This window comes from Limobrevibacterium gyesilva (genome assembly GCF_025989185.1).
Taxonomy (GTDB): Bacteria; Pseudomonadota; Alphaproteobacteria; order Acetobacterales; family Acetobacteraceae; genus Limobrevibacterium; species Limobrevibacterium gyesilva.
Genome location: NZ_JAPDNT010000004.1, coordinates 235615 through 261320, shown reverse-complemented (window position 1 = coordinate 261320; position 25706 = coordinate 235615). Strand labels below are relative to the sequence as shown.

At 70.1% G+C, this 25706-nt stretch carries 25 protein-coding genes and 2 pseudogenes; 15 read left to right on the top strand and 12 right to left on the bottom strand.

Features of this window, described 5'->3' with window-relative positions; genetic code table 11:
* Positions 1–302 (bottom strand): annotated as a pseudogene (locus tag OL599_RS09090) (penicillin-binding protein activator); the annotation flags it as partial.
* Positions 303–304: 2 nt separating this feature from the next.
* On the opposite strand from OL599_RS09090, the gene rsmI reads away from it, so the two are divergent.
* Both rsmI and OL599_RS09080 read left to right on the top strand, forming a co-directional pair.
* On the top strand, positions 305–1201 hold the full coding sequence (rsmI, locus tag OL599_RS09085; RefSeq protein ID WP_264713379.1) for a 16S rRNA (cytidine(1402)-2'-O)-methyltransferase: 897 nt from the start codon (positions 305–307) through the stop codon (positions 1199–1201).
* A 140-nt stretch (positions 1202–1341) separates the two neighbouring features.
* Positions 1342–1569 (top strand): hypothetical protein, encoded by a 228-nt coding sequence (locus tag OL599_RS09080; RefSeq protein ID WP_264713378.1) that lies wholly within the window; start codon positions 1342–1344, stop codon positions 1567–1569.
* Between the two features lie 10 nt (positions 1570–1579).
* Here the strand turns inward: OL599_RS09080 and OL599_RS09075 are convergent, their stop codons facing one another.
* Both OL599_RS09075 and hemW read right to left on the bottom strand, forming a co-directional pair.
* Positions 1580–2821 carry a serine hydrolase domain-containing protein gene (locus OL599_RS09075; protein WP_264713377.1) on the bottom strand — a complete coding sequence of 414 codons (1242 nt, stop codon included), beginning with the start codon at positions 2819–2821 and terminating at the stop codon, positions 1580–1582.
* A 14-nt stretch (positions 2822–2835) separates the two neighbouring features.
* Entirely contained in the window at positions 2836–3987 is a 1152-nt protein-coding gene (hemW, locus tag OL599_RS09070) for a radical SAM family heme chaperone HemW (RefSeq protein ID WP_264713376.1), read from the bottom strand.
* A gap of 100 nt (positions 3988–4087) precedes the next feature.
* On the opposite strand from hemW, the gene OL599_RS09065 reads away from it, so the two are divergent.
* Positions 4088–4564: a YbaK/EbsC family protein gene (locus OL599_RS09065; protein WP_264713375.1), complete on the top strand. Its 477-nt coding sequence runs from the start codon at positions 4088–4090 to the stop codon at positions 4562–4564.
* A gap of 12 nt (positions 4565–4576) precedes the next feature.
* Here OL599_RS09065 and OL599_RS09060 read toward each other — a convergent pair whose 3' ends face one another.
* Complete coding sequence (locus tag OL599_RS09060) at positions 4577–5731, bottom strand: trans-sulfuration enzyme family protein (RefSeq protein ID WP_264713374.1); 1155 nt, start codon at positions 5729–5731, stop codon at positions 4577–4579.
* Positions 5732–5861: 130 nt separating this feature from the next.
* Here OL599_RS09060 and OL599_RS09055 point away from each other — a divergent pair, with 130 nt between their 5' ends.
* A complete protein-coding gene (locus OL599_RS09055) occupies positions 5862–6659 on the top strand; it encodes a polysaccharide deacetylase family protein (protein WP_264713373.1) in 798 nt (265 codons plus the stop codon).
* Between the two features lie 34 nt (positions 6660–6693).
* Here OL599_RS09055 and dnaJ read toward each other — a convergent pair whose 3' ends face one another.
* The 6 genes from dnaJ to OL599_RS09025 all read right to left on the bottom strand — a co-directional run bounded on the left by dnaJ (position 6694) and on the right by OL599_RS09025 (position 13374).
* Entirely contained in the window at positions 6694–7827 is a 1134-nt protein-coding gene (dnaJ, locus tag OL599_RS09050; protein ID WP_264713372.1) for a molecular chaperone DnaJ, read from the bottom strand.
* 133 nt (positions 7828–7960) lie between these two features.
* Complete coding sequence (gene dnaK / locus OL599_RS09045; RefSeq protein ID WP_264713371.1) at positions 7961–9892, bottom strand: molecular chaperone DnaK; 1932 nt, start codon at positions 9890–9892, stop codon at positions 7961–7963.
* Between the two features lie 138 nt (positions 9893–10030).
* Complete coding sequence (locus OL599_RS09040) at positions 10031–10663, bottom strand: nucleotide exchange factor GrpE (protein WP_408886923.1); 633 nt, start codon at positions 10661–10663, stop codon at positions 10031–10033.
* A 246-nt stretch (positions 10664–10909) separates the two neighbouring features.
* Positions 10910–12004: a heat-inducible transcriptional repressor HrcA gene (gene hrcA / locus OL599_RS09035; protein WP_264713370.1), complete on the bottom strand. Its 1095-nt coding sequence runs from the start codon at positions 12002–12004 to the stop codon at positions 10910–10912.
* 99 nt (positions 12005–12103) lie between these two features.
* The gene (locus OL599_RS09030) at positions 12104–12418 is read right to left on the bottom strand and encodes a hypothetical protein (protein ID WP_264713369.1); all 315 of its coding nucleotides are present in this window, start codon (positions 12416–12418) and stop codon (positions 12104–12106) included.
* Positions 12415–13374, bottom strand: coding sequence for a Gfo/Idh/MocA family protein (locus OL599_RS09025; protein WP_264713368.1), 960 nt, complete (start codon positions 13372–13374; stop codon positions 12415–12417). The genes OL599_RS09030 and OL599_RS09025 overlap by 4 nt, the downstream gene beginning before the upstream one ends.
* Positions 13375–13472: 98 nt before the next feature.
* Here OL599_RS09025 and rph point away from each other — a divergent pair, with 98 nt between their 5' ends.
* The 3 genes from rph to OL599_RS09010 are packed head-to-tail and all read left to right on the top strand — an operon-like array spanning position 13473 to position 15504.
* Complete coding sequence (gene rph, locus OL599_RS09020; RefSeq protein ID WP_264713367.1) at positions 13473–14204, top strand: ribonuclease PH; 732 nt, start codon at positions 13473–13475, stop codon at positions 14202–14204.
* Positions 14204–14803, top strand: coding sequence for a non-canonical purine NTP pyrophosphatase (locus OL599_RS09015; RefSeq protein ID WP_264713366.1), 600 nt, complete (start codon positions 14204–14206; stop codon positions 14801–14803). Before rph ends, OL599_RS09015 begins: the two co-directional genes overlap by 1 nt.
* On the top strand, positions 14791–15504 hold the full coding sequence (locus OL599_RS09010; RefSeq protein ID WP_264713365.1) for an alpha/beta hydrolase: 714 nt from the start codon (positions 14791–14793) through the stop codon (positions 15502–15504). Before OL599_RS09015 ends, OL599_RS09010 begins: the two co-directional genes overlap by 13 nt.
* Before the next feature lie 173 nt (positions 15505–15677).
* On the opposite strand, the gene OL599_RS09005 is transcribed toward OL599_RS09010, so the two are convergent.
* Complete coding sequence (locus tag OL599_RS09005; RefSeq protein WP_264713363.1) at positions 15678–16289, bottom strand: pyridoxamine 5'-phosphate oxidase family protein; 612 nt, start codon at positions 16287–16289, stop codon at positions 15678–15680.
* An 81-nt stretch (positions 16290–16370) separates the two neighbouring features.
* Here OL599_RS09005 and dapB point away from each other — a divergent pair, with 81 nt between their 5' ends.
* The 5 genes from dapB (at position 16371) to OL599_RS08980 (ending at position 21708) form a co-directional block, all read left to right on the top strand.
* On the top strand, positions 16371–17138 hold the full coding sequence (gene dapB / locus OL599_RS09000) for a 4-hydroxy-tetrahydrodipicolinate reductase (protein ID WP_264713362.1): 768 nt from the start codon (positions 16371–16373) through the stop codon (positions 17136–17138).
* Positions 17139–17297: 159 nt separating this feature from the next.
* Positions 17298–18131, top strand: coding sequence for an FkbM family methyltransferase (locus OL599_RS08995; protein ID WP_264713361.1), 834 nt, complete (start codon positions 17298–17300; stop codon positions 18129–18131).
* 147 nt (positions 18132–18278) lie between these two features.
* The gene (gene metK, locus OL599_RS08990) at positions 18279–19466 is read left to right on the top strand and encodes a methionine adenosyltransferase (protein ID WP_264713359.1); all 1188 of its coding nucleotides are present in this window, start codon (positions 18279–18281) and stop codon (positions 19464–19466) included.
* Positions 19463–20179 (top strand): tRNA (guanine(46)-N(7))-methyltransferase TrmB, encoded by a 717-nt coding sequence (gene trmB, locus OL599_RS08985; protein ID WP_264713387.1) that lies wholly within the window; start codon positions 19463–19465, stop codon positions 20177–20179. Before metK ends, trmB begins: the two co-directional genes overlap by 4 nt.
* Positions 20180–20355: 176 nt before the next feature.
* Positions 20356–21708, top strand: a complete 1353-nt coding sequence (locus tag OL599_RS08980) for a hypothetical protein (RefSeq protein ID WP_264713358.1) — start codon at positions 20356–20358, stop codon at positions 21706–21708.
* Here OL599_RS08980 and OL599_RS08975 read toward each other — a convergent pair.
* On the bottom strand, positions 21669–22793 hold the full coding sequence (locus OL599_RS08975) for a glycosyltransferase (protein WP_264713357.1): 1125 nt from the start codon (positions 22791–22793) through the stop codon (positions 21669–21671). The two genes, OL599_RS08980 and OL599_RS08975, sit on opposite strands and share 40 nt — an antisense overlap.
* A gap of 144 nt (positions 22794–22937) precedes the next feature.
* On the opposite strand from OL599_RS08975, the gene rimP reads away from it, so the two are divergent.
* From rimP to OL599_RS08960, 3 genes and pseudogenes are all read left to right on the top strand, one after another.
* Positions 22938–23477: a ribosome maturation factor RimP gene (gene rimP / locus OL599_RS08970; RefSeq protein WP_264713356.1), complete on the top strand. Its 540-nt coding sequence runs from the start codon at positions 22938–22940 to the stop codon at positions 23475–23477.
* Between the two features lie 11 nt (positions 23478–23488).
* Positions 23489–25057 carry a transcription termination factor NusA gene (nusA, locus tag OL599_RS08965; RefSeq protein ID WP_264713355.1) on the top strand — a complete coding sequence of 523 codons (1569 nt, stop codon included), beginning with the start codon at positions 23489–23491 and terminating at the stop codon, positions 25055–25057.
* Between the two features lie 10 nt (positions 25058–25067).
* A pseudogene (locus tag OL599_RS08960) lies at positions 25068–25688 on the top strand (RNA-binding protein); the annotation flags it as partial.
* Between the last annotated feature and the right edge of the window lie 18 nt (positions 25689–25706).

The window sequence follows — 25706 nt, the reverse complement described above, 5'->3', positions numbered from 1 at the left end:
ATGATCATGCCGGCGCCGGCGCCGATGGCGGCGGACGCGGCAGCGGCGGCGCCGGCCGGGGTGCCGCCGGTGTCGCGCACGTCGAGCGCGGGCGAGCCGGGCTCGGACAACGCGAGCTTGGCGGCGCGCACCAGCGCCTGGCCGCGCTCGGCATTCGGGCCGGACAACGGCGCCAGGATCGCCACACCGCGCCCGGCCGGGACAGCGGTGGAAGGCTGGCCGCCCAGCGACAACCGGGTGGGGCCGCCGCCGAAGGGGGCGCCGCCGCAGCCTGCCAATGCTAGTGTGGCAGCAAGGAGCACGAATGACCGACGAAGCATGCGACCTTCCTCCGGACGAGACGGCGCCGGGACTTTCCGCGCCGCCCGATGGTCTTGTGCTGGTTTCGACACCGATCGGCAACCTCGGCGATATGACAGCGCGCGCCGTCGCCGCGCTGAAAGCCGCCGACCTCGTGCTGTGCGAGGACACGCGGGTGACCGCGCGGCTGTTTTCCGCCTACGGCATCGCGACGCGGCTGACCGCATTGCACGAGCACAACGAGGATACAAGAATCGCCTCCGTTCTGGCGATGTTGCGCCAGGGAAAGCGCGTCGCCCTTGTCTCGGACGCCGGCACGCCGCTGGTCTCCGACCCCGGCTATCGCCTGGTGCGGGCCGCCCTGGCCGAGGGGCTGCCGGTCGGTGGCGTGCCCGGCGCCAACGCCGCGCTGCTGGCGCTGACCCTGTCCGGCCTGCCGCCGCAGCCGTTCCTGTTCCTGGGCTTCCCGCCCCCCCGCCAAGCCGCGCGCCTGGCCGCCTTCGCTAGGCTGCGCGCCGCCGAGCGCGCCGGCCTGTCTGCCACCATGCTGTGGTACGAGGCGCCGCACCGTCTGGCCGAAGCCCTCGCCGACATGGCGCAGATCTTCGGCGATCGTCCCGCGGCGGTCGCCCGCGAGCTGACCAAGCGGTTCGAGGAGATCCGCCGCGGCACGCTGGCCGAACTCGCCGGCCATTACGCGGCCCAGGCGGCGCGCGGGGAGATCACGATCGCCATGGGCCCGGCGCCCGAGGAAGCAACCGACGCCGACGACCTCGACACCAGGCTGCGCACGGCCCTGGACGGCCACAGCCTGAAAGAGGCCGTCGCGGTGGTGACCGCCGCCACCGGCCTGCCGCGCAAACAGGTCTACGCCCGCGCCCTGGCCCTCGCGGCGGGGTGAGGCGGCGAAAAAGGCATGATTTGACTGACAGAAGCGGTGAATCGACCAGGTTTTACTTGCCCGCAAGCCGGCCGGAGCGCCTCAGTTACGACGACATGAAGCGACGCACCCGCACCAAGCCGTTTGCACTTGCGAAAATGATGACCCAGCTCACGGCTGCGTCCTGGGAGACGATCGTTCATCGCAGTGCATTGATGGCCAGGGGCAAATGCACGCCGGCCGAATACCGGCGCATGGTGATCGAGAAGGCGGCGGCCGCGCAGGCGGCGAGTGTCGCATTGCTGACGGGGCGCCGGGAATCCGCGGTGCTGGCACCTTTCCTGAAACGCGCACGCGCGAACGCGAAGCGGCTTCGCCGGAAATCTTAGTGTCCACGCACTAAGGCGAAGGGGCCTCCTGGGCCACCAGGGCGTTCCATAGCGACACCAGCTCGGCCGACATCGGATCGCCGGCGGCTTTCGGGCGGACGGCGGTGTGGACCAGGACCAGCCTGGCCGCGGGATCGATGAGGATGGTCTGGCCGTGCACGCCGATCAGGGCGAATTGTCGGCGTGGCCCTGGCTGGATCCAGACCTGGTAGCCGTAGCCGCGGGTGCGGCCGGTCTTGCCGGGGGCCAGGAACGAGTCGGCCGGCACCGTGGTCGCGTCGAGGACCCATTGGCGCGGGATCACCTGCGCCCCGCCCCAGGCTCCGTCCTGCGCCAGCAGCATGCCGAAACGGGCCCAGTCGCGCAGCGTGGCGTTGAAGCAGCAATACGCGACTTCCTGCCCGGTCGCGTCCACCACCCAGGAGGCATCGGCCTCGGTGCCGATGCGTTGCCAGATGCGCGTGGCGAGGTAGTCGGCGATCTGCATCCGCGTGGCGTTGGTCAGGACCAGGCCCAGCAGCTCGCTGTTCAGCCCCGCGTAGTGCCAGACGGTGCCGGGCTCGGCCACGCGCGTGTCGAACTGGCTGAGCACGGTCGCGGCGCCGGCGTTGCCGGGGCGGAACAGGCCGTGCGCGAGCCGGGCCATGTCGTCGCGGCCGTTATAGACCTCGGTGAAGGCGATGCCGCTGGCCATGTGCAGCAGGGCGCGAATCGGCGTGCGGCCAAGCTGGGTGCCCGCCAGCTCCGGCACGTAGATCGAGGCGGAGTCGTCGATCGAGCGGATCTTGCCTTCGGCGACCGCGATGCCCACCAGCATGGCCAGCACGGTCTTGGCCATGGATTGTGAGGTGAACCGGTCGCGATCGGTGCGGGCGTAGCGGTAATGCTCGTACAGGATGGTACCGTCGCGCTCGATCAGCAGGCCGGTGGTGGGGTGCCGGTCGAGGTAGTCGGCCAGCGTATGGGGCTGGCCGAGATGGGTGTAGGTCAGCGCCAGCTCGCTCTCGGCGCGGCCGAACGGGCTGGCGGCGGCGGCGCGCGCCACCGGGCGGCTGGTCAGCACCTGGTCGTAATGGCTATAGGCGCCGACCATGTGGCGCTGCTGGCTCAGCGTGGCGCGGGTGCCGGCCGGATAGCCTTCGGCTGCCCCGAAAGCAGCGGCGTCCGGTCCGGTGTCGGAGAACACCGGCAACGCTTCGGCGAAAGCGGGGGAGGCAAGCAGAGCCAGGACAGCGGCGATGCGGGCGACCATTGCGATAGTCTATCCTATGCAACCAATTCCGCCAGCAGGGCGTCGAGCCGCTTTCGCCCCTCCGGCAGCGCCCGCAGGACCCCGCCGGCACGCGCTAGGTAGCCCTCCTCCAGCGCGCGGGCCAGTGTTTGGGCGTCGAGGGCGTCGTCCAGCGCCATGCCGGTGCGGGCGGCGAAGCGGTCCTCGGCGATGCCCTCGGTCAGCCGCAGGCCCATCAGCAGCATCTCCCGCGCACGGTCCGGCGGCGCCACCGGCTCCTCCGTGGTGCTGCCATGGCCGCTGCGTTCCACCCGTTCGGCCCAGGGCTCGGGCGCGCGGTGGCGGCGGGTGGCGAGCAGGGCGCCGTCGAGGCTGATCCTGCCATGCGCCCCCGGGCCGATGCCGGCGTAGTCGGCATAGCGCCAGTAGGCGAGGTTGTGGCGGCTTTCCGAGCCCGGGCGGGCGTAGTTGGAAACTTCGTAGGGCGCGAGACCGAATTTCGCCGCTTCTTCGCCGGTTGCGTCATACAGGGCGGCAGCGGTGTCGTCGTCGGGCAGCACCAGTTCGCCGCGCCGGTGCAGCGCCTCGAACCCGGTGCCGGGCTCGATGGTGAGCTGGTACAGCGACAGGTGGTCGGCGGCCAGTTCCAGCGCCTGCCGCAGCTCCGCCCGCCAGGCTGCCAGCGTCTGGCCCGGGCGGGCGTAGATCAGGTCGAACGAGATGCGCGGGAACAGGCCGCGCGCCAGCTCCAGCGCCGCCACCGCCTGCGCGGTGGAATGTTGGCGGCCCAGCAGCCGCAGGTCCTCGGGGTTCAGGCTCTGCACGCCCAGCGACACGCGGTTGACCCCGGCGGCGCGGAACGCGGCCAGCCTGCCCGCCTCCACGCTGGTCGGGTTGGCTTCCAGGGTGATTTCCAGGTCGGGCGCCGGGGCGAACAGGTGGGTGGCATCGGCGATCAGCTCGGCCACGGTTTCGGGCGCCATCAGGCTGGGCGTGCCGCCGCCGAAGAAGATCGAGGCGAGCGGGCGGCGGCCGAGGCGCACCGCCTCCCAGGCCAGCTCGGTGCGCAAAGCGCGGCCGAAGCGCGCCTGGTCGATGCGCTCGCGCACATGGCTGTTGAAGTCGCAATACGGGCACTTGGCCAGGCAGAACGGCCAGTGGATATACAGCGCCAGCGGATGGTCCATAATTCTATTTATATACGCGTTCCGCGCTGCCACCGCGCGCCGCGTTGACCAGGATTGCCGCAATGTGGCTGGTGGCGGCCGATACGTTCACGGAGCCCGCATGACCCCGAACTCCTCCACCGACCGCGTCCGCGCCGCCCTGCTGGCGGCCGGGCACGCGGACACCATCACCGAATTCCCCGACGGCACCCGCACCGCCGCCGACGCCGCGGCCGCGGTCGGCTGCTCCGTCGCGCAGATCGCCAAGTCGATCGTCTTCCGCTCCGGCAACCAAGCCGTGGTGGTGATCACCTCCGGCGCCAACCGGGTGGACGCGAAGAAGGTCGCGGCCGCGCTGGGCGTGCCCATCAAGCGCGCCGACGCCGACTTCGTGCGCGAGGCCACCGGCTTCGCCATCGGCGGCGTGGCGCCGGTCGGGCACCTGACGCCGCCGCTGCTGCTGTTCGACCGCGATCTGCTGGCGCTGCACCCGATCTGGGCGGCCGCCGGCTCACCGAGCCACGTGTTTCCCACCGAGGCGGAGACGCTGCTGCGGATCACCGGGGCGCCGGTGGCGGATGTGCGGCAAGAGGGGTGACGCCCCTCGCCGTCACGCCTGCCTGAGCGCCTGGTCAAGATCGGCGTACAGATCCTCGACGTCTTCGATGCCCGTCGACAGCCGCAGCAGGTCCATCGGGCATGGCGAGCCCGGGCCCTCGATCGAGCCGCGATGCTCGATCAGGCTCTCCACCCCGCCCAGCGAGGTCGCGCGCTTCCACAGCTGCACCTTCGCCGCGGTGGCGATGGCGGCCTGTTCGCCGCCGCGCACGCGGATCGACAGCATGCCGCCGAAGCCGCCGGTCATCTGCCGCCGCGCGATGTCGTGGCCGGGATGCGTGGGCAGGCCGGGATACAGCACCTCGGCCACCGCGGCGTGGTTCGACAGGCGCAGCGCCAGTTCCATGGCATTGGCGCAGGCGGCGCGCACGCGCAGGTCCACCGTGCGCATGCCGCGGATCAGCAGGTAGGCTTCCAGCGGGCCGAGGATCTGGCCAAGCATCGAGCGCACCCGCTTGATGCGCACCCAGAACGCGTCGTCCCGGGCGGCCGCGAGGGCGCCGGCGATGACGTCGGAATGGCCGTTCAGGTATTTGGTGGCGGCGTGCATGACGATGTCCGCGCCGTGCTCCAGCGGGCGCGTCAGCAGCGGCGTCGCGCAGGTGGAATCGACGGCGACGCGGGCGCCGGCGGCGTGGGCGATGTCGGCCACGGCGCGGATGTCGGTGATGGTCCAGAGCGGGTTGGCCGGCGTTTCCAGCCAGACCAGCTTCGTCTCGCCCGGCCGGATGGCGGCGCGCACCGCGTCGAGGTCGCTGGTGTCGACGACGTCGATCTTCAGGCCCCATTGGACGGCGTCGGTGACGATCCAGTTGCGCAGGGCCCAGTACATCACCTTGGGCACGATCGCGTGGTCGCCGGGCGCCAGCGCCAGGAACACCGCGGTGGCCGCCGACATGCCGGAGCCGAGCACCATGGCGACCGGAGCGCCTTCGAGCGCCGCGATCATCGCCTCGGCCTCGCGCACCGTCTCGTTGTCGGGGCGGCCGTAGATGTTGCCGGTGCGATACTGGTTGTCGGGATCGCGGATGAAGGTGGTGGTGACATGGATCGGCGGGACGACGGCCCTGGTCGCTTCGTCGATCCTGCCCAGCGCCTGTGCGGCCAGCGTGCGGGCCGACCAGTGCGGATTCGGGTTTTCGCTCATGCTCGATTTGTATCCGAATCCAGGCGCGGCCGGCCACCCCTGCCCCGCGGTTTGAACGGGGGCGCGGCTGGGGTAGCGTGCCTGCCCGGTCGAGCCAGGGTCAGAAATGCTGCGCCGCACTGTCGTTTCCGTGATTGCCTCGACCGCTGTGCTGGCCGCGGATCTGCCATGCGCGCGGGCGGCCGCCCAGCGTCCGATTCCCGTGCTGGCCTATCACCGCTTCGATCCGCAGGCCGCGCGGTCCGCCACCGTCGTGACCACGCCGGTGCTGGAGGCGCAGCTGGCCTGGCTGGCGGCGCGGCATTATCGGGTGGTGCCGTTGCCCGCCGTGGTCGCGGCCTTGCGCGGCGACGGGCCTGTGATCGACGGACCGGCGGTGGCGATCACCGTCGATGACGGCTTCCGCTCGGTCTACACGGAGATGTTTCCGTTGATCCGCCGCGACCGGATTGCGGTGACGCTGTTCATCAACCCGCCGGCCATCTCCAGCGGCCACGCCTACCTGACCTGGGCGCAGATCGACGAGATGAGGCAGTCCGGACTGGTGGCCGTGCAGCCGCACACGCTGTCGCATCCCGATTTCCGGGTCGAGCGCGCGCGCCGCGCGCCGGCGGATTTCCAGGCTTTCGTGGCCCGGGAGCTGGCCGGGTCGCGCGCGCAACTCGAAGCGCGGTTCGGCACCAGGGCCGACATCCTGGCCTGGCCGTACGGGATTCACGATGCCGAACTGGAAAGTGCCGCAGCGCATGCCGGATACGTCGCCGCGTTCGCGCTGGGATCGCGCGCGGCGGCGCCGGGGAGCGACCCGTTCGCCCTGCCCCGCTACCAGATCTACGACAGCGACCGGGGCGCCCGGTTCGCGGCGATCGCCGAGGGAATGCCCCGGCTGGCCGCCCGCCCTGCCCCGCCGCAGCCGCCAGGGCGCTGACGGCAGGGCGCGGCGCGGGCAAAGCCCCTGGCGTTCACCTGCTGCCGCTCTCGAAGAACTCCTTCACCTTCGCGAAGAAGCCCTCGGATTCCGGGCTGCCTTTGGCATTGCCCTTGGCCTCGGCCTCGAACTCCTCCAGCAGTTCGCGCTGGCGGCGCGTGAGGTGCTGCGGGGTTTCCACCGCCACCTGGATGTACATGTCGCCGCGCTGGGCGCTGCGCAGCACCGAGAAGCCCTTGCCGCGCAGGCGGAACTGGTCGCCCGTCTGGGTGCCCGGCGGGATCTTCACGCGCGCCTTGCTGCCGTCGATCGCCGGCACTTCCACGTCGCCGCCCAGGGCCGCCTGGGTCATGCGCAGCGGCACGCGGCAGAAGATGTTGGCGCCGTCGCGCTGGAAGATCGGGTGCGGCCGGATCGACACGTGCACATACAGGTCGCCCGGCTGCGCGCCCGGCCCGCCGGCCTCGCCTTCGCCACTGAGGCGGATGCGCGTGCCGTCCTCGACGCCGGCCGGGATCTGCACCTGCAGCGAGCGCTCGCGCTGCACCGTGCCGGCGCCGGCGCAGATGCGGCAGGGATTGCGGATCACGCGCCCGCTGCCGCCGCAGGTGGGGCAGGTGCGCTCGACCAGGAAGAAGCCCTGCTGCGCGCGCACCTTGCCGGCGCCGCCGCAGGTGCCGCAGGGCTCGCTGGCCTTGTCCTTCGTCTCCGATCCGGTTCCGGCGCAGGCCTCGCAGGCCACCCGCGTGGGCACGCGAAGCTGCACCTTGGTGCCGGTGAACGCCTCGGCCAGGTCGATCTCGACGCCGGTGCGGATGTCGGCGCCGGCGCGAGGGCCACGCCCGCGGCCGCGGCCGCCCATGAACTCGCCGAACATCTGATCGAAGATGTCGCCCAGGCCGGCGCCGTCGCCGAAGCCGTGCGGGGCGCCGGTGCCGCCATTCTCGAAGGCGGCATGGCCGAAGCGGTCATAGGCGGCGCGCTTCTGCTCGTCCTTGAGGATGTCGTAGGCTTCGTTGATGTCCTTGAACCGCGCCTCGGCCTTCGCATCGCCCGGATTGCGGTCCGGGTGGTACTGCATGGCCAGCTTGCGGTACGCCTTCTTCAGGTCGTCGGCGCCGGCGTCCTTTGCGACGCCCAGGGTGGCGTAATAGTCCTGTTTCGCCATCTCAGCCCTCTTGCGGTCCGCGGCGGGCGGTCAGGCCCGCTTCGTCGGCACGCCAACATGCGTGGCGCAGAAAAGGGTCGCGCCCGGCTTCCAGGAAGCGCGGGCGCGACGGGTCATGCGATCGGCCCGATGGTCAGGCCGACTTCTTCTTCTTGTCGTCGATTTCCTCGAACTCGGCATCGACGACGTTGTCGTCATGCGGCTTGGCGCCGCCCTGCCCGCCCGGCTGGTCGCCGGACGGAGGCGCGGACGCGTCCGCCTGCTGCGCCTTGTACAAGGTCTCGCCGATCTTCATGGCGGCCTGGCTCAGGCGCTCGCTGGCCTGCTTCAGCGCGTCGGCGTCGGTGCCTTCCAGAGCCGTGCGTGCGGCCGCCATGGCGGCCTCGGCCTCGGCCTTGTCGGCAGCCGGGAGCTTGTCGCCGTGCTCCTTCAGGTTCTTGTCGACCTGATGGACCATCGCCTCGGTCTGGTTGCGGGCCTCGACCAGCTCGCGCCGGCGCTTGTCGGCTTCGGCGTTGGCCTCGGCTTCCTTCACCATGCGCTGGATGTCGGCCTCGGACAGCCCGCCGCTGGCCTGGATGCGGATCTGCTGCTCCTTGCCGGTGGCCTTGTCCTTCGCCTGCACCGAGACGATGCCGTTGGCGTCGATATCGAACGTCACCTCGATCTGCGGAACGCCACGCGGGGCGGGCGGAATGCCCTGCAGGTCGAAATTGCCCAGCAGCTTGTTGTCCGACGCCATCTCGCGCTCGCCCTGGAACACCTTGATGGTCACCGCGGTCTGGCTGTCGTCGGCGGTCGAGAACACCTGGCTCTTCTTGGTCGGGATCGTGGTGTTGCGCTCGATCAGCCGGGTGAACACGCCGCCCAGCGTCTCGATGCCCAGGCTCAGCGGGGTCACGTCGAGCAGCAGCACGTCCTTGACGTCGCCCTTCAGCACCGCGCCCTGCACGGCGGCACCGATCGCCACCACCTCGTCGGGGTTCACGTTGCGGGCGGGGTCGCGGCCGAAGAACTGCTTCACCGCCTCGATGACCTTGGGCATGCGGGTCATGCCGCCCACCAGGATCACCTCATCGATCTCGTTGGCGCGCACGCCGGCGTCCTTCAACGCGGCGCGGCACGGCTCCATCGTGCGGGTGATCAGGTCCTCGACCAGGCTCTCCAGCTTGGCGCGGCTCAGCTTCATCACCAGGTGCTTGGGCCCGGAGGCGTCGGCGGTGATGAAGGGCAGGTTGATCTCGGTCTCCTTGGAGGAGGACAGCTCGATCTTCGCCTTCTCGGCGGCTTCCTTGAGGCGCTGCAAGGCCAGCTTGTCGCGGCGCAGGTCGATGCCCTGCTCGCGCTTGAACTCGTCGGCCAGATAGTCGATGACGCGCAGGTCGAAGTCCTCGCCACCCAGGAAGGTGTCGCCGTTGGTCGACTTCACCTCGAACACGCCGTCGCCGATTTCCAGCACGGAGATGTCGAAGGTGCCGCCGCCCAGGTCGTACACCGCGATGGTGCCGCCCTTCTTCTTGTCCATGCCATAGGCCAGCGCGGCCGCGGTCGGCTCGTTGATGATGCGCAGCACCTCGAGGCCGGCGATCTTGCCTGCGTCCTTGGTGGCCTGGCGCTGGCTGTCGTTAAAGTAGGCGGGAACCGTGATCACCGCCTGGGTCACCGGCTCGCCCAGATAGGCCTCGGCGGTCTCCTTCATCTTGCCCAGCACGAAGGCGCTGATCTGGCTCGGCGAATAGCGCTCGCTGCGGGCCTCCACCCAGGCGTCGCCGTTCTCGCCGCGCACGATCTGGTAGGGCACCATGTCCTTGTCCTTGGCGACCAGCGGATCGTCGTAGCGGCGGCCGATCAGGCGCTTCACCGCATACAGCGTGTTGGTCGGGTTGGTGACCGCCTGGCGCTTGGCGGACTGGCCCACCAGACGCTCGCCGCTGTCGCTGAGGGCGACGATGCTGGGCGTCGTGCGGGCGCCCTCGCTGTTCTCGATCACGCGGACATCCTTGCCCTCCATGATCGCGACGCACGAATTGGTGGTGCCGAGGTCGATGCCGATGACCTTGCTCATGTAGTCACTCTCCCTTGCAGCGGATCGGGGGCAGCCCGAGGCACTGCCCCCATCCCCGTGAATGTCACGCCCCCGATGTATTCAGCACGGCACCCGGGGGCAAGAGCGCCGTTGCGCATTTTTTGTGCAGCGCAGTGTTCAGGCGGTGGTGTTCAGGGTCGGGGTGGCGGAGCCGGGCAGCTCGGCGGCATGCGCCTTCGCCACCACCACCATGGCCGGACGCAGCAGCCGCCCGTTCAGGGTCCAGGCCTGGGTCCAGGCCTGGACCACCGTGCCGGGCGGATGCTCGGCGGTCTCCTGCTCGGCCATGGCTTGGTGCAGGTTCGGGTCGAACATGGCGCCGGTCGGGTCGTCGCGCTTGACGCCGTTGCGCTCCAGAATGGCGAGGAAGCTGCGCTCCACGCCGGCGAAGCCTTCGCGCAGGCGGGTGACGATCTCGCTCTCGCCGGGGCCGGCGGCGGGGATGCTCTCAAGCCCGCGCTTGAGGTTCTCGGCCGCCTCCACGATGTCGCGGGCGAAGTTCTGCACGGCGTATTGCCGGGTTTCCTCCACCTCGCGCTTGGCGCGGGCGCGCACGTTCTGCGTCTCCGCTTCGGCACGCAGCCAGCGGTCGCGCATTTCGGCGGCCTCGGCCTCCAGTTCGGCGATGCGGGCGCTGGCGGCCTGCATCAACTGCTCCGCGGACCCGGGCGTGGCCGGGGCTTCGGTCGGCGCCGGCGCGGCTTCGGCGCCCGCGTCGGTGGGCTGTTGGGTGCTGTGGTGTGTGTTCATGACGGCCTCAGTTAGGCGGACGACCCGGTCGCGACAAGCGGGCCGGACCACATAGCATCTTTTCGTCGGTGCTTGCGCCGGCACCTTAGAGCATGATCGGTGCAGACAGAAGCACCGATCATGCTCTAAGCTTTTGTTTTGTCGCGTGATTCACGCCTCCGTGTGATTCCACCCGTGGCGATCACGCTCTGGCCGGAATGCGGTTCGGGGCAATCTCGGCACCGGGAGGGGCGAAGGCGGATCAGTTCAGCCGAGCAGCCGTCCGATGACCCGCGCGGTGTAGTCCACCACCGGGATGATCCGCCCGTAATTGATGCGCGTGGGGCCGATCACGCCGATCGCGCCAACGATGCGGTTGGTGGCATTGCGCGCCGGCGCCACCACCATGGACACGCCGGAGGTGCCGAACAGCCCGCTCTCGGCGCCGATGAAGATGCGAACCCCTTCCGACTGCTCGGCCAGGTCCAGCAGGCGGATCATGGTTTCGTGCGTTTCCAGCCGCTCGAACAGCAGCTGGATGGCCGACAGCCGCTCGATCTGGGTCACGTCGCTCAGCAGCCGCGCCTGGCCGCGCACGATCAGCGAGCCGCCGCGCCCCTCGCTGCTCCAGGTGGCCAACCCCGCCTCCACCACGGCCGAAGCCAGCGCATCGAGCTGGGTGCGGTCGGCGGCCATCTCAGTGGCGACAATCTGACGCAGCTCGTCCAGCGGGCGGCCGGCGAGCCTGGCATTGAGGTAGTTGCCGGCCTGCTGCAACGCGGATGGCGGCAGCCCGGGCGGGGTTTCGATCACCCGGTTCTCCACATGGCCGTCGGCGTTCACCAGGATCACCAGCGCCCGGCCCGGCCCCAGCGGCACGAATTCGATGTGCCGCAGCGGGCCCTCGGACTTGGGCGCCAGCACCAGCCCGGCCGCGGCCGAAAGGCCCGAGAGCATGGTGGAGGCCTCGGCCAGCGTCTCCTCGATGCTGCGGCCGGAGGCGGCCAGCTTGGCGCTGATCGCCTCGCGCTCGTCCTCGGTCAGCTCGCCGAACTGCAGCAGCCCGTCCACGAACAGCCGCAGCCCCTGCTCGGTCGGCAGCCGGCCGGCCGAGGTGTGGGGTGCGAACAGCAGCCCGGCATCGGTCATGTCCGCCATCACGTTGCGGATGGTGGCGGGCGACAGGTTCATCGGCAGGCGGCGCGAGATCGTGCGGCTGCCGACCGGCTCGCCGGTCTCGACATACTGCTCGACGATTTCGCGCAGAACCGCCGCCGAGCGCGCATCGAGCCCCGACGGGAGGAGATGGGGCCGGCTGCCCAGGGTGGGGCGGCCGGCGGGGGGAGAAGCCGGCTGGTCCATTGACAATGATATGACAGTTTTCAAGGCAGTTAGGGCATTCCCGCGGCCGGTCAATCCGGCCGCACTATTTAATATTATACATCAGCTCATCGCGATAACTCAGCGTTCCTTGCGAGCATAGACGGTGTGCCAGCCGGGGGCGTGCGGCACCGGCGCCGGCGCGTCGAGGCGGATGCAGCGCTCCGCCACCACCATGAAGGGAAAGTCGGCCACCATCTCTTCGGCCACGACGCGGGCGGAATCGCGGGCTTCGTCGGGCACCTCCCCGTCGATGAAGAAATGCAGCTCGAGATGGCCCGCCGTCCACGCCACCTGCACCGCACGCATGACCGGCATCACCTCGCCCCACAACGCCCGGTTGACCGCCAGGATCACGTCGGCCCGGTCGATCGGCGGGGGCGAGGGCGCGGTCATGGCGCGAGGATGGCCTCCACCACGCTCTGCACCTCGAACGCCTCCTCCAGCGTGGCCAAATGGTGCGGCTCGCCGCGGGTCATCGCGGCCACGCCGGCAAGCTGGCGCTTCAGCACCAGCGGTCGCATCCGTTCGTTCGGCAGCGCCTCCGGGTCGGGCTGCCAGGCGCCGTCGACCAGTCGCTCGGCGATGGACCAGTCGCGCAACCGGATCGCGCCCTTGTCGCCGGTCAGCGTCCAGGTGTTGTGGTCGTCCTTCCCGGTGGTGCCGACGCCGCCTGTCAGCGTCGCCGGCAGGCCGCCGGCCGAGAGCGTGGCGGTGATCGCCCGCTCGCTGCGCCCGGCCTCGGGGAAGCTGGCGGTATGGGCGTGCAGGGCCAGCGCCCCCAACGCGCGGCGCGACAGGAACAGGAAATGGGAGACGACCTCGCGGGTGAACCCGCCCTGGGCCCGCCCGTCCAGCCAGCCGGCGGCGTCGCGCTGCCAGGAGCGCGGCCACGCGGCGAACGCCACCTCGATGACAAGGCTTCGCGGTGTGCCGATGACCCCCTGGTCGATCCATTCGCGCAGCCGCTGCACCGCGAAGGACGAGGCGAAGGGGAAGTTCACCGCGGCCCGCTTGCCCGCCGCACCGGCAACGAAGGCGCGCGCCGCGGCCACATCGACCGCCAGCGGCTTCTCGCAGAACAGCGCCTTGCCCGCCGCCACAGTCCGCCCGGCATGCTCCAGATGCGAGGCGGGCGGGGACGCCACGTAGACGCAATCGGCCGCCGCGGTCAGCGCCTCGGGCGAGGCCGCCCGGGCGATCGCGGGAAATTCCTGCGCCATCCGCGCCATGGCCGCCGGCGCGGGGTCCCAGATCCCCACGATCCGCACGCTGTCCGCCGCCTGCTCCAGCGCCGCGCGCACCAGCCGCTCGCCCATGATGCCCGCGCCGATAATCCCAAGACCGATCATGCCGTCACTCCAACGTCCCGCACACATGCCGCCCCACTCTTGCGCGAGACGGCGCGGACCGCCATAGCGGGCGCCCACGAACCAGACGGTATTGCCCCATGTCAGCCTCCCCGCGCCCATCCGGTCGCGCGCCAGACGCACTGCGCGACGTCGCCATCATCCCGGGCTTCGCCCGCCACGCGGAAGGCTCGTGCCTGATCAGGATGGGCGGCACCGAGGTGCTGTGCGCGGCCAGCGTGGAGGCACGCGTGCCGCCGTTCCTGCGCAATTCCGGCCAGGGCTGGGTCACCGCCGAATACGGCATGCTGCCGCGCGCCACCCACACCCGCGGCGACCGTGAGGCCGCCCGCGGCAAGCAGTCCGGCCGCACCCAGGAGATCCAGCGCCTGATCGGCCGCAGCCTGCGCGCCGTGGTTGATCGCGCCGCCCTGGGCGAGATGACCATCACGCTGGACTGCGACGTCATCAATGCCGATGGCGGCACCCGCTGCGCCGGCATCACCGGCGCCTGGGTGGCCCTGAACCTCGCCCTGCGCCACCTGATGCGCATGAACGTGCTGAAGACCCTGCCGCTGACCGGCCAGGTGGCCGCGGTGTCTTGCGGCCTGGTCGGCGGGCAGGCCGTGCTCGACCTCGATTACGCCGAAGACAGCAGTGCCGACGCCGACGCCAATTTCGTGCTGACTGACGGCGGCGGGATCGTGGAAATCCAGGGCACCGCCGAGAAGGCGCCGTTCACCGAGCCGCAGTTCCACGAGCTCATGGTCCTCGCCAAGCTCGGCACCCGGAAGCTGTTCGAGATCCAGCGCCAGGCGGTGGAAGCGGCCTGATGGCACGCCGCCTCGCCCCCGGCGCGCGGCTGGTGCTGGCCAGCCACAACAACGGCAAGCTGTGCGAGATCGCCGAGCTGTTGGCGCCGCACGGGGTGGATGTGGTTTCTGCCGGGGCGCTGGGCCTGCCCGAGCCGGAGGAGACGGCGCCCGATTTCGTCGGCAATGCGCGCCTCAAGGCCGTGGCGGCGGCAACCGCCACCGGCCTGCCCGCGCTGTCCGACGATTCCGGGTTCTGCGTGGCGTCCCTGGGCGGCGCGCCCGGCATCTACTCGGCGCGCTGGGCCGGGCCGGACAAGGATTTCGCCGCCGCCATGGCCCGGGTGAACCGGGAGGTCGGCGCCAATCCCGACCGCCGCGCCTGGTTCACCTGTGCGCTGTGCCTCGCCTGGCCGGACGGGCATACCGAAACCTTCCTCGGTCGCGCCGAAGGCAGCCTGGTCTGGCCGCCGCGCGGGACAAAGGGTTTCGGCTACGACCCGATGTTCGTGCCGGCCGGCGGCACGCTGACCTATGGCGAGACCGATCCGGCGGAGAAGCACGCGACCAGCCACCGCGCCCGCGCCTTCGCCCAGCTTCTGGCGGCATGCTTCGCCTGATCCTGCTGTTTCTGGCCTTAGCGGCCCCCGCCCTGGCGGCGTTGCCGGAGGCGCCGCCGTTGCATCCCTCCCCTTCCTATACGCAAACCGGGCCGCAGGCCGCGCGCGGCGCCGTGGTCTGGCTGCACGGCGGCTACGACACCGGCGCGCAGCCGACGCCGCCGTCCGAGCCGGCGTGGATCGGCCGTCTGGCCGCCCGCGGCTATGACATCTGGCGGTTCGACCGCACGCCCGGCCAGGACCCGCTGGTCCCCGGCGCCGCGGCGCTCACCCGCGGCCTGACCGCGTTGCGGGCCGCCGGCTATCACCGCCTCATTGTCGCCGGGCATTCCCGCGGCGCCTTCATCGGCCTGTCGGCGCTGGCCCACCCCGGACTGGTCGACGCCGTGGCCGCCATCTCGCCGGCTGCGCACGGCACCCGCCCGGAGCGCCGCGCCCAGGCCGTCGCCGATTTCCGCGACCGCCTCGATGCCGCGGCCGGCCCGATGCGCTTCGCGTTCGTGCAACTGGCGGACGACCCGTTCGATCCCGACGCCGCCCTGCGCGCCGACGCGGCCCGGGCGGCCGCCAGGCGCGCGCATCTCACGCTGCTGTTGATCGACCGGCCGCCGGCGCCGACGGGCCACATGGGCGGCTACGACCCAACGTTCGACCGCGTGTTCGGGGATCGGCTGGCGGCGTTCCTGGACGGCAGGGACTGACCTCCGCCCTCATACCAGCGGCCATGAAGAATGACCGCTGGTACGAGTCGTTATTTTGCGCGCCGCCGCCCACCAAGCCCGCGACAGGCACGCGCTTGCGTGCCGCAAGCGGATCGGCGCGCGATACCTACGGCCCTTGACGACGGAAGGCTCATCGTCAAGGGCCGTAGGTATCAGTACAGGTTGTTGCGATAGCCGTCGGCGATCCGGGTTTCGGCGTCCTCGCTGCTCATCAGCCGGGTCTGGTCGGCGATGATGCGGCCCAGCGTCGGGAAGCTCTTGCGCTCGATGCGGCTGGCGGGGTCCCAGAGCTTCGAGCGGATCAGCGCCTTGCCGCAGTGGAAGAACGCCTCCTGCACGGTGATCAGCAGGCCGGTGGCGGGGATCTTGCCCTGGGCCGGCACCTGCGCCAGCAGCTCGGCGCCGGTGACGACGCGGGCGGTGCCATTCACGCGCACGGTCTCGTCGACGCCCGGCACGAAGAAGATCAGGCCGACGCCGGGATGGGCGAGGATGTTGCGGTAGCTGTCCACCCGCTTGTTGCCGGGACGGTCGGGCAGCAGCAGCGTGGTGTCGTCCAGCACGGCGACGAACCCGGGCGCATCGCCACGCGGGCTGGCATCGGCGCCGCCCTGCCCGTCGGCGGTGGCCAGCACCAGGAAGGGCGACAGGCCGATGAAGGCGCGGCAATGCGCGTCGAGCCGGGTGAGGACCTTGTTCGCGGCGAGCGTGCTGACCGGGCCGTAATGGACGCGCAGGGCCTCCGCGTCGGTAATGGCGTCCATGACCTGTCCCCTCTGGTAGCCGGGGAGCATCGCGCGGGAAGGCTCTTGCGCGCAACCGGTGGGCAGCCGAGAAACGTGCCCATGGACAAAGGCATCGGGATTGCCGGCATTGCCGGCCGCATGGGGCGTCTGCTGACCGAGGAGGTGGCGGCTGCCGGGGCGCGCCTTGCCGGCGGCATCGACCGCTCCGGGAGTGGCGTGGCAGGCGCGGCATTGTTCCCCGACATCGCCGCCCTGGCGGCCGGGTCGGACGTGGTGGTGGACTTCACCCATGCCAGCACGGCGATCCCCCATGCCCGTGCCGTCGCTGCCGCGGGAACGGCCTGGGTGTTGGGCACGTCCGGTTTGTCGGCCGCCGACGAGACGGCGGTGGCCGAGGCGGCGAGGCATGTGCCGGTGGTCTACGCGCCCAATTTCGCGCCCGGCGTGAACCTCGTCCTGGCCCTGGCGGAAAAGCTGGCGGCCGCGCTGCCGGCCGAGCAGTACGATGCCGAGATCGTCGAGATGCACCACCGCCAGAAGGTGGACGCGCCGTCCGGCACCGCCATCGGCATGGGCCGGGCGGTGGCCAAGGGACGCGGCGTCCGGCTGGAGGATGTGGCGGAAAGCGGCCGCGACGGGCACACCGGCCCGCGCAAGACCGGCGCCATCGGCTTCGCGGCCTTGCGCGGCGGGCAGGTGGTCGGCGAGCACACGCTGCTGTTCGCCGCCGCCACCGAGCATATCGCGCTGAGCCATCGCGCCTTCGACCGGAGGGCCTTCGCGACCGGCGCGATCCGGGCGGCGCTGTGGACCCAGGGCCGGCCGCCGGGGCTCTACAGCATGATGGACGTGCTCGGCATGCGCTGAGGCGCGCTTTCGGCGGCAATCGCAAAACAAGTCGTGATTTTTCGGCATTGATTATTGCCGTTACTATTCGGCGCGAGCTGGCCGGCCTGGCGGCAGGAAATCAAGGACGGCGCCAAATAACAAATGCGACATGCTCTTCAGAAATATGCTGTTTCTCTGGTGAGGCAGCTGCCGTTCCCGCTGCTGTATGAAGTATTCTACCAGTCGGCGCGCGCCCTGGGCGTTCGCAGCTATGAGGTGCGGGGCGAGAACGGCTCGTTTTTCGGGCCGCTCTATGACCAGACGGTCATCAAGACCTATCTGCGCCGCGGATCATGGTCGCCGAACATCGCCGGCCTGCTGGATGCGTTCTTCGAGACGTGCGAGCGCGGCGCCTTCTACGACATCGGGGCCAATATCGGCCTCGTCACCGCATCCGTGTCGCGGCACCGCCAGGTGAGATGCGTTGCCTTCGAGCCAGATCCCGGCAATTTCCGCCTGCTGCGCGCGAACGTTGCGGCGAGCGCGACCGGTGACACTGTCGAGCTGATCAATGCGGCGGTTGCCGGAGAGGCGGGTCAGCTCCGCTTCACGCGCAGCGGCTACAACAGCGGCGACCACCGGCTGTCGCCGGAGGGCGAGATCGTCGTGCAGACGGTCCGGCTGGACGATTACCCGCCGCCGCCCGGCCGGTTTGCCGTGAAGATCGACACCCAGGGCGCCGAGCCGGCGATTTTCGCAGGCGGCGGCCGGACCCTGGGCGCCGCGGATCTGATCATCTGCGAATTCTGGCCCTGGGGGATGCGCCGGATGGGCCTCTCGCCCGATCCGATCCTGGCGTTCATACGCAGCACCGGCCGCCATGGCCACGTGCTCCGGCATGGCGAGCCCGCCGGCGCGCCGCTCGACATGGCGGCTCTCGAAGCCGCGCTGATGGCGGTCGTGCGCGACGGGGGCGAGCATGCGGCGGTCGATCTGGTGCTGCTCGGACCTCAGGACATGCCAGCCGGCTGAGTCGCGCCGGCGGGCATCCCATGGGTGCGCCCCCGGCCGGGACAAGGCTTGACCCCCGGAAACCTTTCCGCCACACACCCCCCGCCCCTTTTTCCGGGGGCGCCATCCTTACGGTCCCAGCCACTCTCCGCCAGTACGGGAAGAATCATGCGCGACAAGGGCGAATTCCTGTTCACCTCCGAGTCGGTCTCGGAGGGCCATCCCGACAAGGTGGCCGACCGCATCAGCGACACGGTGCTGGATGCGTTCCTGGCCGCCGACCCCTATGCGCGCGTCGCCTGCGAGACCCTGGTGACCACCAACCGCATCGTGCTGGCCGGCGAGACCCGCGGCCCCGACACGGTGACGCATGACCAGCTCGCGCATCTGGCGCGGATGGCCGTGCACGACATCGGCTATGACCAGGAAGGCTTCAGCTGGAAGCACGCCGACATTGCGGTGCACCTGCACGCCCAGTCCTCGGACATCGCCCAGGGCGTGGATTCCGCGGGGAACAAGGACGAGGGCGCCGGCGACCAGGGCATCATGTTCGGCTATGCCTGCACCGAGACCCCGTCGCTGATGCCGGCGCCGCTGTACTATGCCCACCTGATCCTGCGCCGCATCAGCGAATTGCGCCGCAATAACGACCTCAGCGTGGCCGGCCTGCTGCCGGACGCCAAGAGCCAGGTGACGCTGCGCTATATCGACGGCAAGCCGGTCGGCGCCACCTCGGTGGTGGTGTCCACCCAGCATGTCGAAGGCATGGAGCAGGCGCAGATCAAGCAGAAGCTGATGCCGCTGATCAGCAGCAGCCTGCCGAAGGGCTGGATGCCGCCGGACAGCGAGATCTATATCAACCCGACCGGCAAGTTCGTCATCGGCGGGCCGGACGGCGATTGCGGCCTCACCGGGCGGAAGATCATCGTCGACACCTATGGCGGCGCGGCCCCGCATGGCGGCGGCGCGTTCAGCGGCAAGGACCCCACCAAGGTGGACCGCTCCGCCGCCTATGCCTGCCGCTACCTCGCGAAGAACGTGGTCGCCGCCGGCCTGGCCGAGCGTTGCACGCTGCAGCTCAGCTATGCGATCGGCGTGTCCGACCCGCTGTCGGTCTATGTCGAGTTGCACGGCAACCCGTACGAGGTGGACGAGGGCAGGCTGGAGAAGACGTTGCGCGAGCTGATGAACCTGCGTCCGCGCGGCATTCGCGAGCATCTGCACCTGAACCGCCCGATCTATGCGGTGACCTCGGCCTACGGCCATTTCGGCCGCGAGCCGGACGAGGAGAAGGGCACCTTCACCTGGGAGAGAACCGACCTGGTGCCGGCGCTGAAGGCGGCGTTCAACCGCTGAGCGACGCCAGCCTGCGGCCGCTCAAGCCGCCGCCGGACCGGCTGTACGGCCGCCAGCGAAGCCATCCGCTGCGGCCGCGGCAGCACAAGCTGATCGCGGAAACCCTGCCGCGCCTGCGCCTCGACGCGACGCGGGCCGGCGATCCATTGTCGGCCTTCTCGCCCCGCCCCGCGCAGCTGTGGCTGGAAGTCGGCTTCGGCGGCGGCGAGCACGCGCTGGCGCAGGCTGCGGCAAATCCCGATGCCGGCCTGATCGCCTGCGAAGTGTTCGAAAACGGCATCTGCTCGCTGCTGTCGCGCCTGGTGCCCGAGGGCGGCGAGGCCGATGCCCCCCTGCCTGGCAACCTGCGCCTGTGGGACGACGACGCCCGCGCGCTGCTGCGCCTGCTGCCGGACGCCTGCCTCGACCGGCTGTTCCTGCTGTTCCCCGACCCCTGGCCGAAGGCGCGTCACGCCAAGCGCCGTTTCGTCCATCCCGGCCAGTTGCCGGAGGTGGCCCGGGTGCTGAAGCCGGGCGGCGAGTGGCGCATCGCCAGCGACGATCCGACCTATCAGGCCTGGGTAACGGAGGTGCTGGCCGGGCAGAGGCTGTTCATGATGCCGCCGCCGGCAACTTCCCGCCCCGCCGGATGGCCGCCGACGCGCTACGAGGCCAAGGCGCTGGCGGCCGGGCGGGCACCGCTGTACTGGGCACTCATCCGCTCCGGGACATGAGCTAACTTCAACTTTTTGTTATTGTCGCAGCGGTTTCGTGCCGCTACCGTAACCGTCGGTCCAACCGGGAGCGTTTTGCGGGGAAACGCGCGGGGTTGGTGTCGGCGATCACGGAAGCGCGCAGATCGATGTCGCCTGTCGCTCGTTTCGTATCTGACAGGAACGCGCTGGTTTCGTTGCTGCTGATCAACGGCCTGATCGCCGCCCTCGGTTTTCTGTACGGGTTCGAATACAAGTACCCGGCCGCCTGGCAGGGCGCGGTCTTCCGGGCCGGAACGACCGTCTGGCTGGTCGGCCTGGTCCTGCTGTCATGGCTCAGGTGGTCCGACGCCGTCGGGCCCAGGGCCACGCCAGCGCACTTGGACCGTGCCGGAGCCTGGCTGGCCACCTGCCAACTCGTCATCACGCTGTTCTTCTTCCTGCCGTCGCGTAGCGCCGTCATCGCCGGCGCCGCATTGGGTGCGGCGGGCTGGATGGCCCGCCGGCGCTGGGGGGCGGGCGGGCAATACGCCGTGGTGGTGGCAAGTGGATTCGCGCTGTTCGCCACCTCGATCCTGGTGACGCCGCTCGATCCGGCGCGCGCCGACATGCTTCCGGCCATCGCCTTTGCCATCGATGCGTTCGTTGCGGGCCGGAATCCATATGCGGTCAGCTACCAGAGCATCACCGCGAACCCGTTCTTCTATCCGCCCTATCAGTGGCTGGCGTTCGCGCCGCCGCGCCTGCTCGGCCTCGATGTGCGGATCGTCAACCTGCTTTGCGCCGCCGCCATGGTTGCTTTCGTCGAGCGCGCCTGTCGGCGGAACGGCGGCCATGACGGGCTTCGGGCGGGCATCTATCCGGTGATGTTCTCGGCCATGGCCCTGCCGATGATGCATTCCGGCCAGGTGTGGCCCTATTGGCTGGCGATCACCGTCGCGGGGATTCTGGCGTTGCGCGGAAGCTGGGTCGGCGCCGTTGCCGCGCTCGCCGCGGCCGCCGGGATGCGTCAGACCGCGCTCATTCCCATCATCATCATTCTGGTGGCGCTCATTGCCGGCACTGCGCCACGGGATTGGCTGCGCGCAGGCCTTGCCGCGGCGCTCATCCTCGGGATCGAGCTCGTGCCGGTTGCGCTGCTCTCGCCGGCATCGCTGCACCACATCTTCATCGATGGCCCGGCGCTGGCCTTGGCCCGGCGGCCTCCTGACGGCAATCCGCTCGATCAGGTGGCGGTCTCCAATTTCCTGTATCGGTTCGGCGCGGCGGGGTCGGCGGTCCTGCTCGAAGCCCTCGCCGCCGCCGCGTTCCTGCCGCTGGCCTGGATGGCCGGCCGCATCGGCACCGGCCGGATCGTCGCCACGGCCGGGTTGGCTTATCTCGTGGTGATCTCGTTCAACCCGTATCTGCACCGGTATTATTACGTCGCCGGCCTGCTGCTGGTGGGCATCGGGATCGCCCCCGGCATGGACCGCGTGCCGCTGACCGGGAGTGCCGAACGGGCCGCGCGCTATCCGCGCCGCCAGGTGATCACCGACGACACCGCGTAGTTCCAGACCAGGCTCATCACCGCCCCGGCGATGCCCGCCAGCCACCACGACGAATGGGCGGAGCCGAACAGGAACGACGACACGCCGATATTGCCGGCGGCGCCGACGCTGCAGATCGCCGAGAAGGTGATCAGCCCGCGCACGAGGCCCCAGCCGCGCAGCCGGCGCTCGCGGAAGGTGAAGATGTTGTTGAGGGTGAAATTGCCCACGATGGCGCAGGCCGTCGCCAGGGCCTGGGCATCCGGGAACGGCAGGCGGCCCAGCTCCAGACCCAGGCGCAGCACCACCAGATGCGCGGCGATGCCGAGCGCGCCGACGCCGGCGAACAGCACGAAGCGCACCGGCACGATATGGCCGATCAGCTTGTCCAGGATCAGCATCAGGTAGTCGCGCAGCACGCCGGCATCGAGCTTGCTCTCGCCGGAGACGCGGGAGCGGAACTCGTAGGGGAGCTCGCGGATGCGCGGCGGCTCGGGCAGCGAGGCCACGATGTCGAGCAGGATCTTGAAGCCCATGGCGGACAGGTGCCGCACCGCGCGGTCGAACGTGTCGCGGCGGATCATGAAGAAGCCGCTCATCGGGTCGGCCACCGGGGTGCGCAGCACCAGTTGCGACAGCCGCGTGGCCAGGCTGGACATGCCGGCGCGCCTGGCATCCCAGTCGCCGGTGCCGCCGCCTTCGACGTAACGGCTGCCGATGGCGAGCTCGATGCCGTCGTCGCGCAGGGCGCTGAACATGCGGGGCAGCACCCGCTCGTCGTGTTGCAGGTCGCCGTCCATGGCCGCGATATACGGGGCGAGGGTGGCCTGCGCGCCTTCGATGAATGCCGAGGACAGGCCGCGGCGACCGATGCGGTGCAGCAGGCGCACGCGCGGGTCGGCGCGGCCGATGGCGGCCACGGCATCGCGGGTGCCGTCGCGGGAATCGTCGTCGACGAAGATCACTTCCCAGGCGATGCCGTCGAGCACCGTGCGCAGCCGGTCGATCAGCGGGCCGATATTGCCGCGCTCGTTCAGGACCGGAATGACGACGCAGAGGTCGGGGGCCGTGGCGGGGCGTGGCTGCACGGGGTTGCTGTCGTTCATGCTGCCTCATTATCCTCGCAGGTCGCGCCGCGGCAACGATTGCCGCCGCGCCCCTTGCAACCGCGCACCCCCTGCGCTACTTATCACGCATACAACATCTTCCGCGCGTATGGGGGGTGGCCTTTGCGGGCCGCCTTTTTTGTTTTGGATCAGGACCTGCCGCATCATACCGGTCTGGAAGCCCGCGTCGCCGACGCGATCGCGCCGACATTGGCCGATCTCGGCTACGAGCTCGTCCGCGTCGCCGTGCTGGGCCGCGAGCGGCCGACCGTGCAGATCATGGCGGACCGGGCCGACGGCAACCTGATCGCCGTCGAGGACTGCGAGCGGATCAGCCACGCGGTGGGCGCGGTGCTGGACGTGGCCGACCCGATCCCCGGCCAGTGGGTCCTGGAGGTCAGCTCCGCCGGGATCGACCGGCCGCTGACCCGCCGCAAGGACTGGAACCGCTTCGCCGGGCATCTGGCCCGCGCCGAGCTGAACCTGCCCATCGACGGCCGCAAGCGCGTCTCCGGCGTGGTGCTGGGGGCGGACGAGACCCATGCCCGCATGCGCCTGGACGACGGCGCGGAAATCGCCCTGCCGTGGCAGGACATCCGCCGCGCCAAGCTGGTGCTGACCGATGCCCTGATCGCGGCAACCACGCACAGCGCCGACACGACGCCTCCTGAAAAGACCAATTGAGAGGTCCACCCATGGATACCGCCATCGCCCGTCCCGAGCTGCTCCTGGTGGCCGATGCCGTGGCCCGCGAGAAATCCATCGATCGCGAAGAAGTGCTCGAGGCGATGGAGCAGGCCATCCAGAAGGCCGGCCGCGCCAAATACGGCCACGAGAAGGACATCCGCGCCACCATCGACCGCAAGACCGGCGATGTGCGCCTGTCGCGCTGGACCGAGGCGGTCGAGACCGTCGAGAACGAGGAGACGCAGATCCCCGTCCACATCGCCCGGAAGTTCAAGCCGGAGATCAATGTGGGCGAGCACATCGTCGACCCGCTGCCGCCGATCGATTTCGGCCGCATCGCCGCCCAGACCGCCAAGCAGGTGATCGTGCAGCGCGTGCGCGAATACGAGCGCAGGAAGCAGTACGACGAGTTCAAGGACCGCGTCGGCGAGGTCGTCAACGGGGTGGTCAAGCGCACCGAGTACGGCAACCTGATGGTCGAGATCGGCCGGGCGGAGGCGCTGCTGCGCCGCGACGAGCTGATCCCGCGCGAGAGCTTCCGCAACGGCGACCGGGTGCGCGCCTATATCTACGACGTGCGCGAGGAGCCGCGCGGCCCGCAGATCTTCCTGTCGCGCACGCATCCGGGCTTCCTGGCCAAGCTGTTCGCCCAGGAAGTGCCGGAGATCTATGACGGCATCATCGAGATCAAGGCGGTGGCCCGCGACCCCGGCAGCCGCGCCAAGATGGCGGTGATCAGCCGCGACGCCTCGATCGACCCGGTCGGCGCCTGTGTGGGCATGCGCGGCTCGCGCGTGCAGGCAGTGGTGCAGGAACTGCAGGGCGAGAAGATCGACATCATCCCCTGGTCGCCCCAGGCCGCCACCTTCGTGGTGAACGCGCTGGCGCCGGCCGAGGTGACCAAGGTGGTGATGGACGAGGAGGCTGGGCGCGTCGAGGTGGTGGTGCCGGACGACCAGCTGTCGCTGGCCATCGGCCGCCGCGGCCAGAACGTGCGGCTGGCCAGCCAGCTGACCCGCTGGGACATCGACATCCTGACCGAGGCCGAGGAGAGCGAGCGCCGGCAGGAGGAATTCCGCCGCCGCACCGGCCTGTTCGTCGAGGCGTTGGACGTGGACGATGTGATCGCCGGCCTGCTGGTGACCGAGGGATTCAATACGATCGAGGAGCTGGCGTTCGTGCCGTTGGAAGAATTGGCTGAAATCGAGGGCTTTGACGAGACCGTTGCCGAAGAGCTGATTCGCCGCGCCGAGCAGCACTTGATCAAGCGCGACAACGAACTGAACGAGCGGCGCGTGGCGCTGGGCGTGACCGACGATGTCGCCGCCATCGAGACGCTGACGCCGGCCATGCTGGTGGCGCTGGGCGAAAAGGGCGTGAAGACGCTGGATGATCTGGCCGACCTGGCCAGCGATGAGCTTGTGGAGATCGTCGGCGAGGCCAACATGGACGAGGCGACCGCCAACGACGTGATCATGGGCGCGCGCGCACACTGGTTCTCGGAGGAGAACGCCCCCGCTTCGGACCAGCCCGCCCCCGGCCAGCCGGCGGCCGGCAAGGAGGAAGGCCACGCCTGACACCGGCCCCATCGCCGAACAGAACGACGCCGATGACGCGCCGGAGACGGGTCCGCTGCGTCGCTGCGTGGTGACGCGCGAGCGGCTTGCCAAAGACAAAATGATCCGGTTCGTGGTGGGACCGGATCGCCGGATCGTTCCCGACCTGGCCGCAAGGCTGCCCGGACGGGGAATATGGTTGAGCGCGCGGGGGGATGTGATAGAAACCGCCCGTACCAGGGGCGCCTTCGCCAAGGCGGCCCGTGGTCCGGTAACGGTGCCCCCCGATCTCACGTCTGGCCTGCAGGTAGCGCTGGCGCGTCGGATCGTCGATACCCTTGGGCTGGCCCGTCGCGCCGGGCAGGCTGTTTGCGGCTTTGCGAAAGCGCGGGAGTGGCTGGATACCGGCCGGGCGGCGCTGGTTGTTCAGGCCCGCGACGGCAGTGCCGACGAGCGGGCACGTTTTCTGGGTGGCTGGGGGCAGCGGCTTCCGGTCGTGGCGCCGTTGGATGCGGCGAGCCTGGGTGCGGTGTTCGGCCGCGACCACGTCGTGCATGTGGCGGTGGCGTCCGGCCGGTTGGCCGAGACGCTGCGGATCGAGGCGGAGCGGCTGGCGGGCGTGGAACAGGTCATCGCGACGGATGCCACGGAACCGGCCCACGCGAGCGGA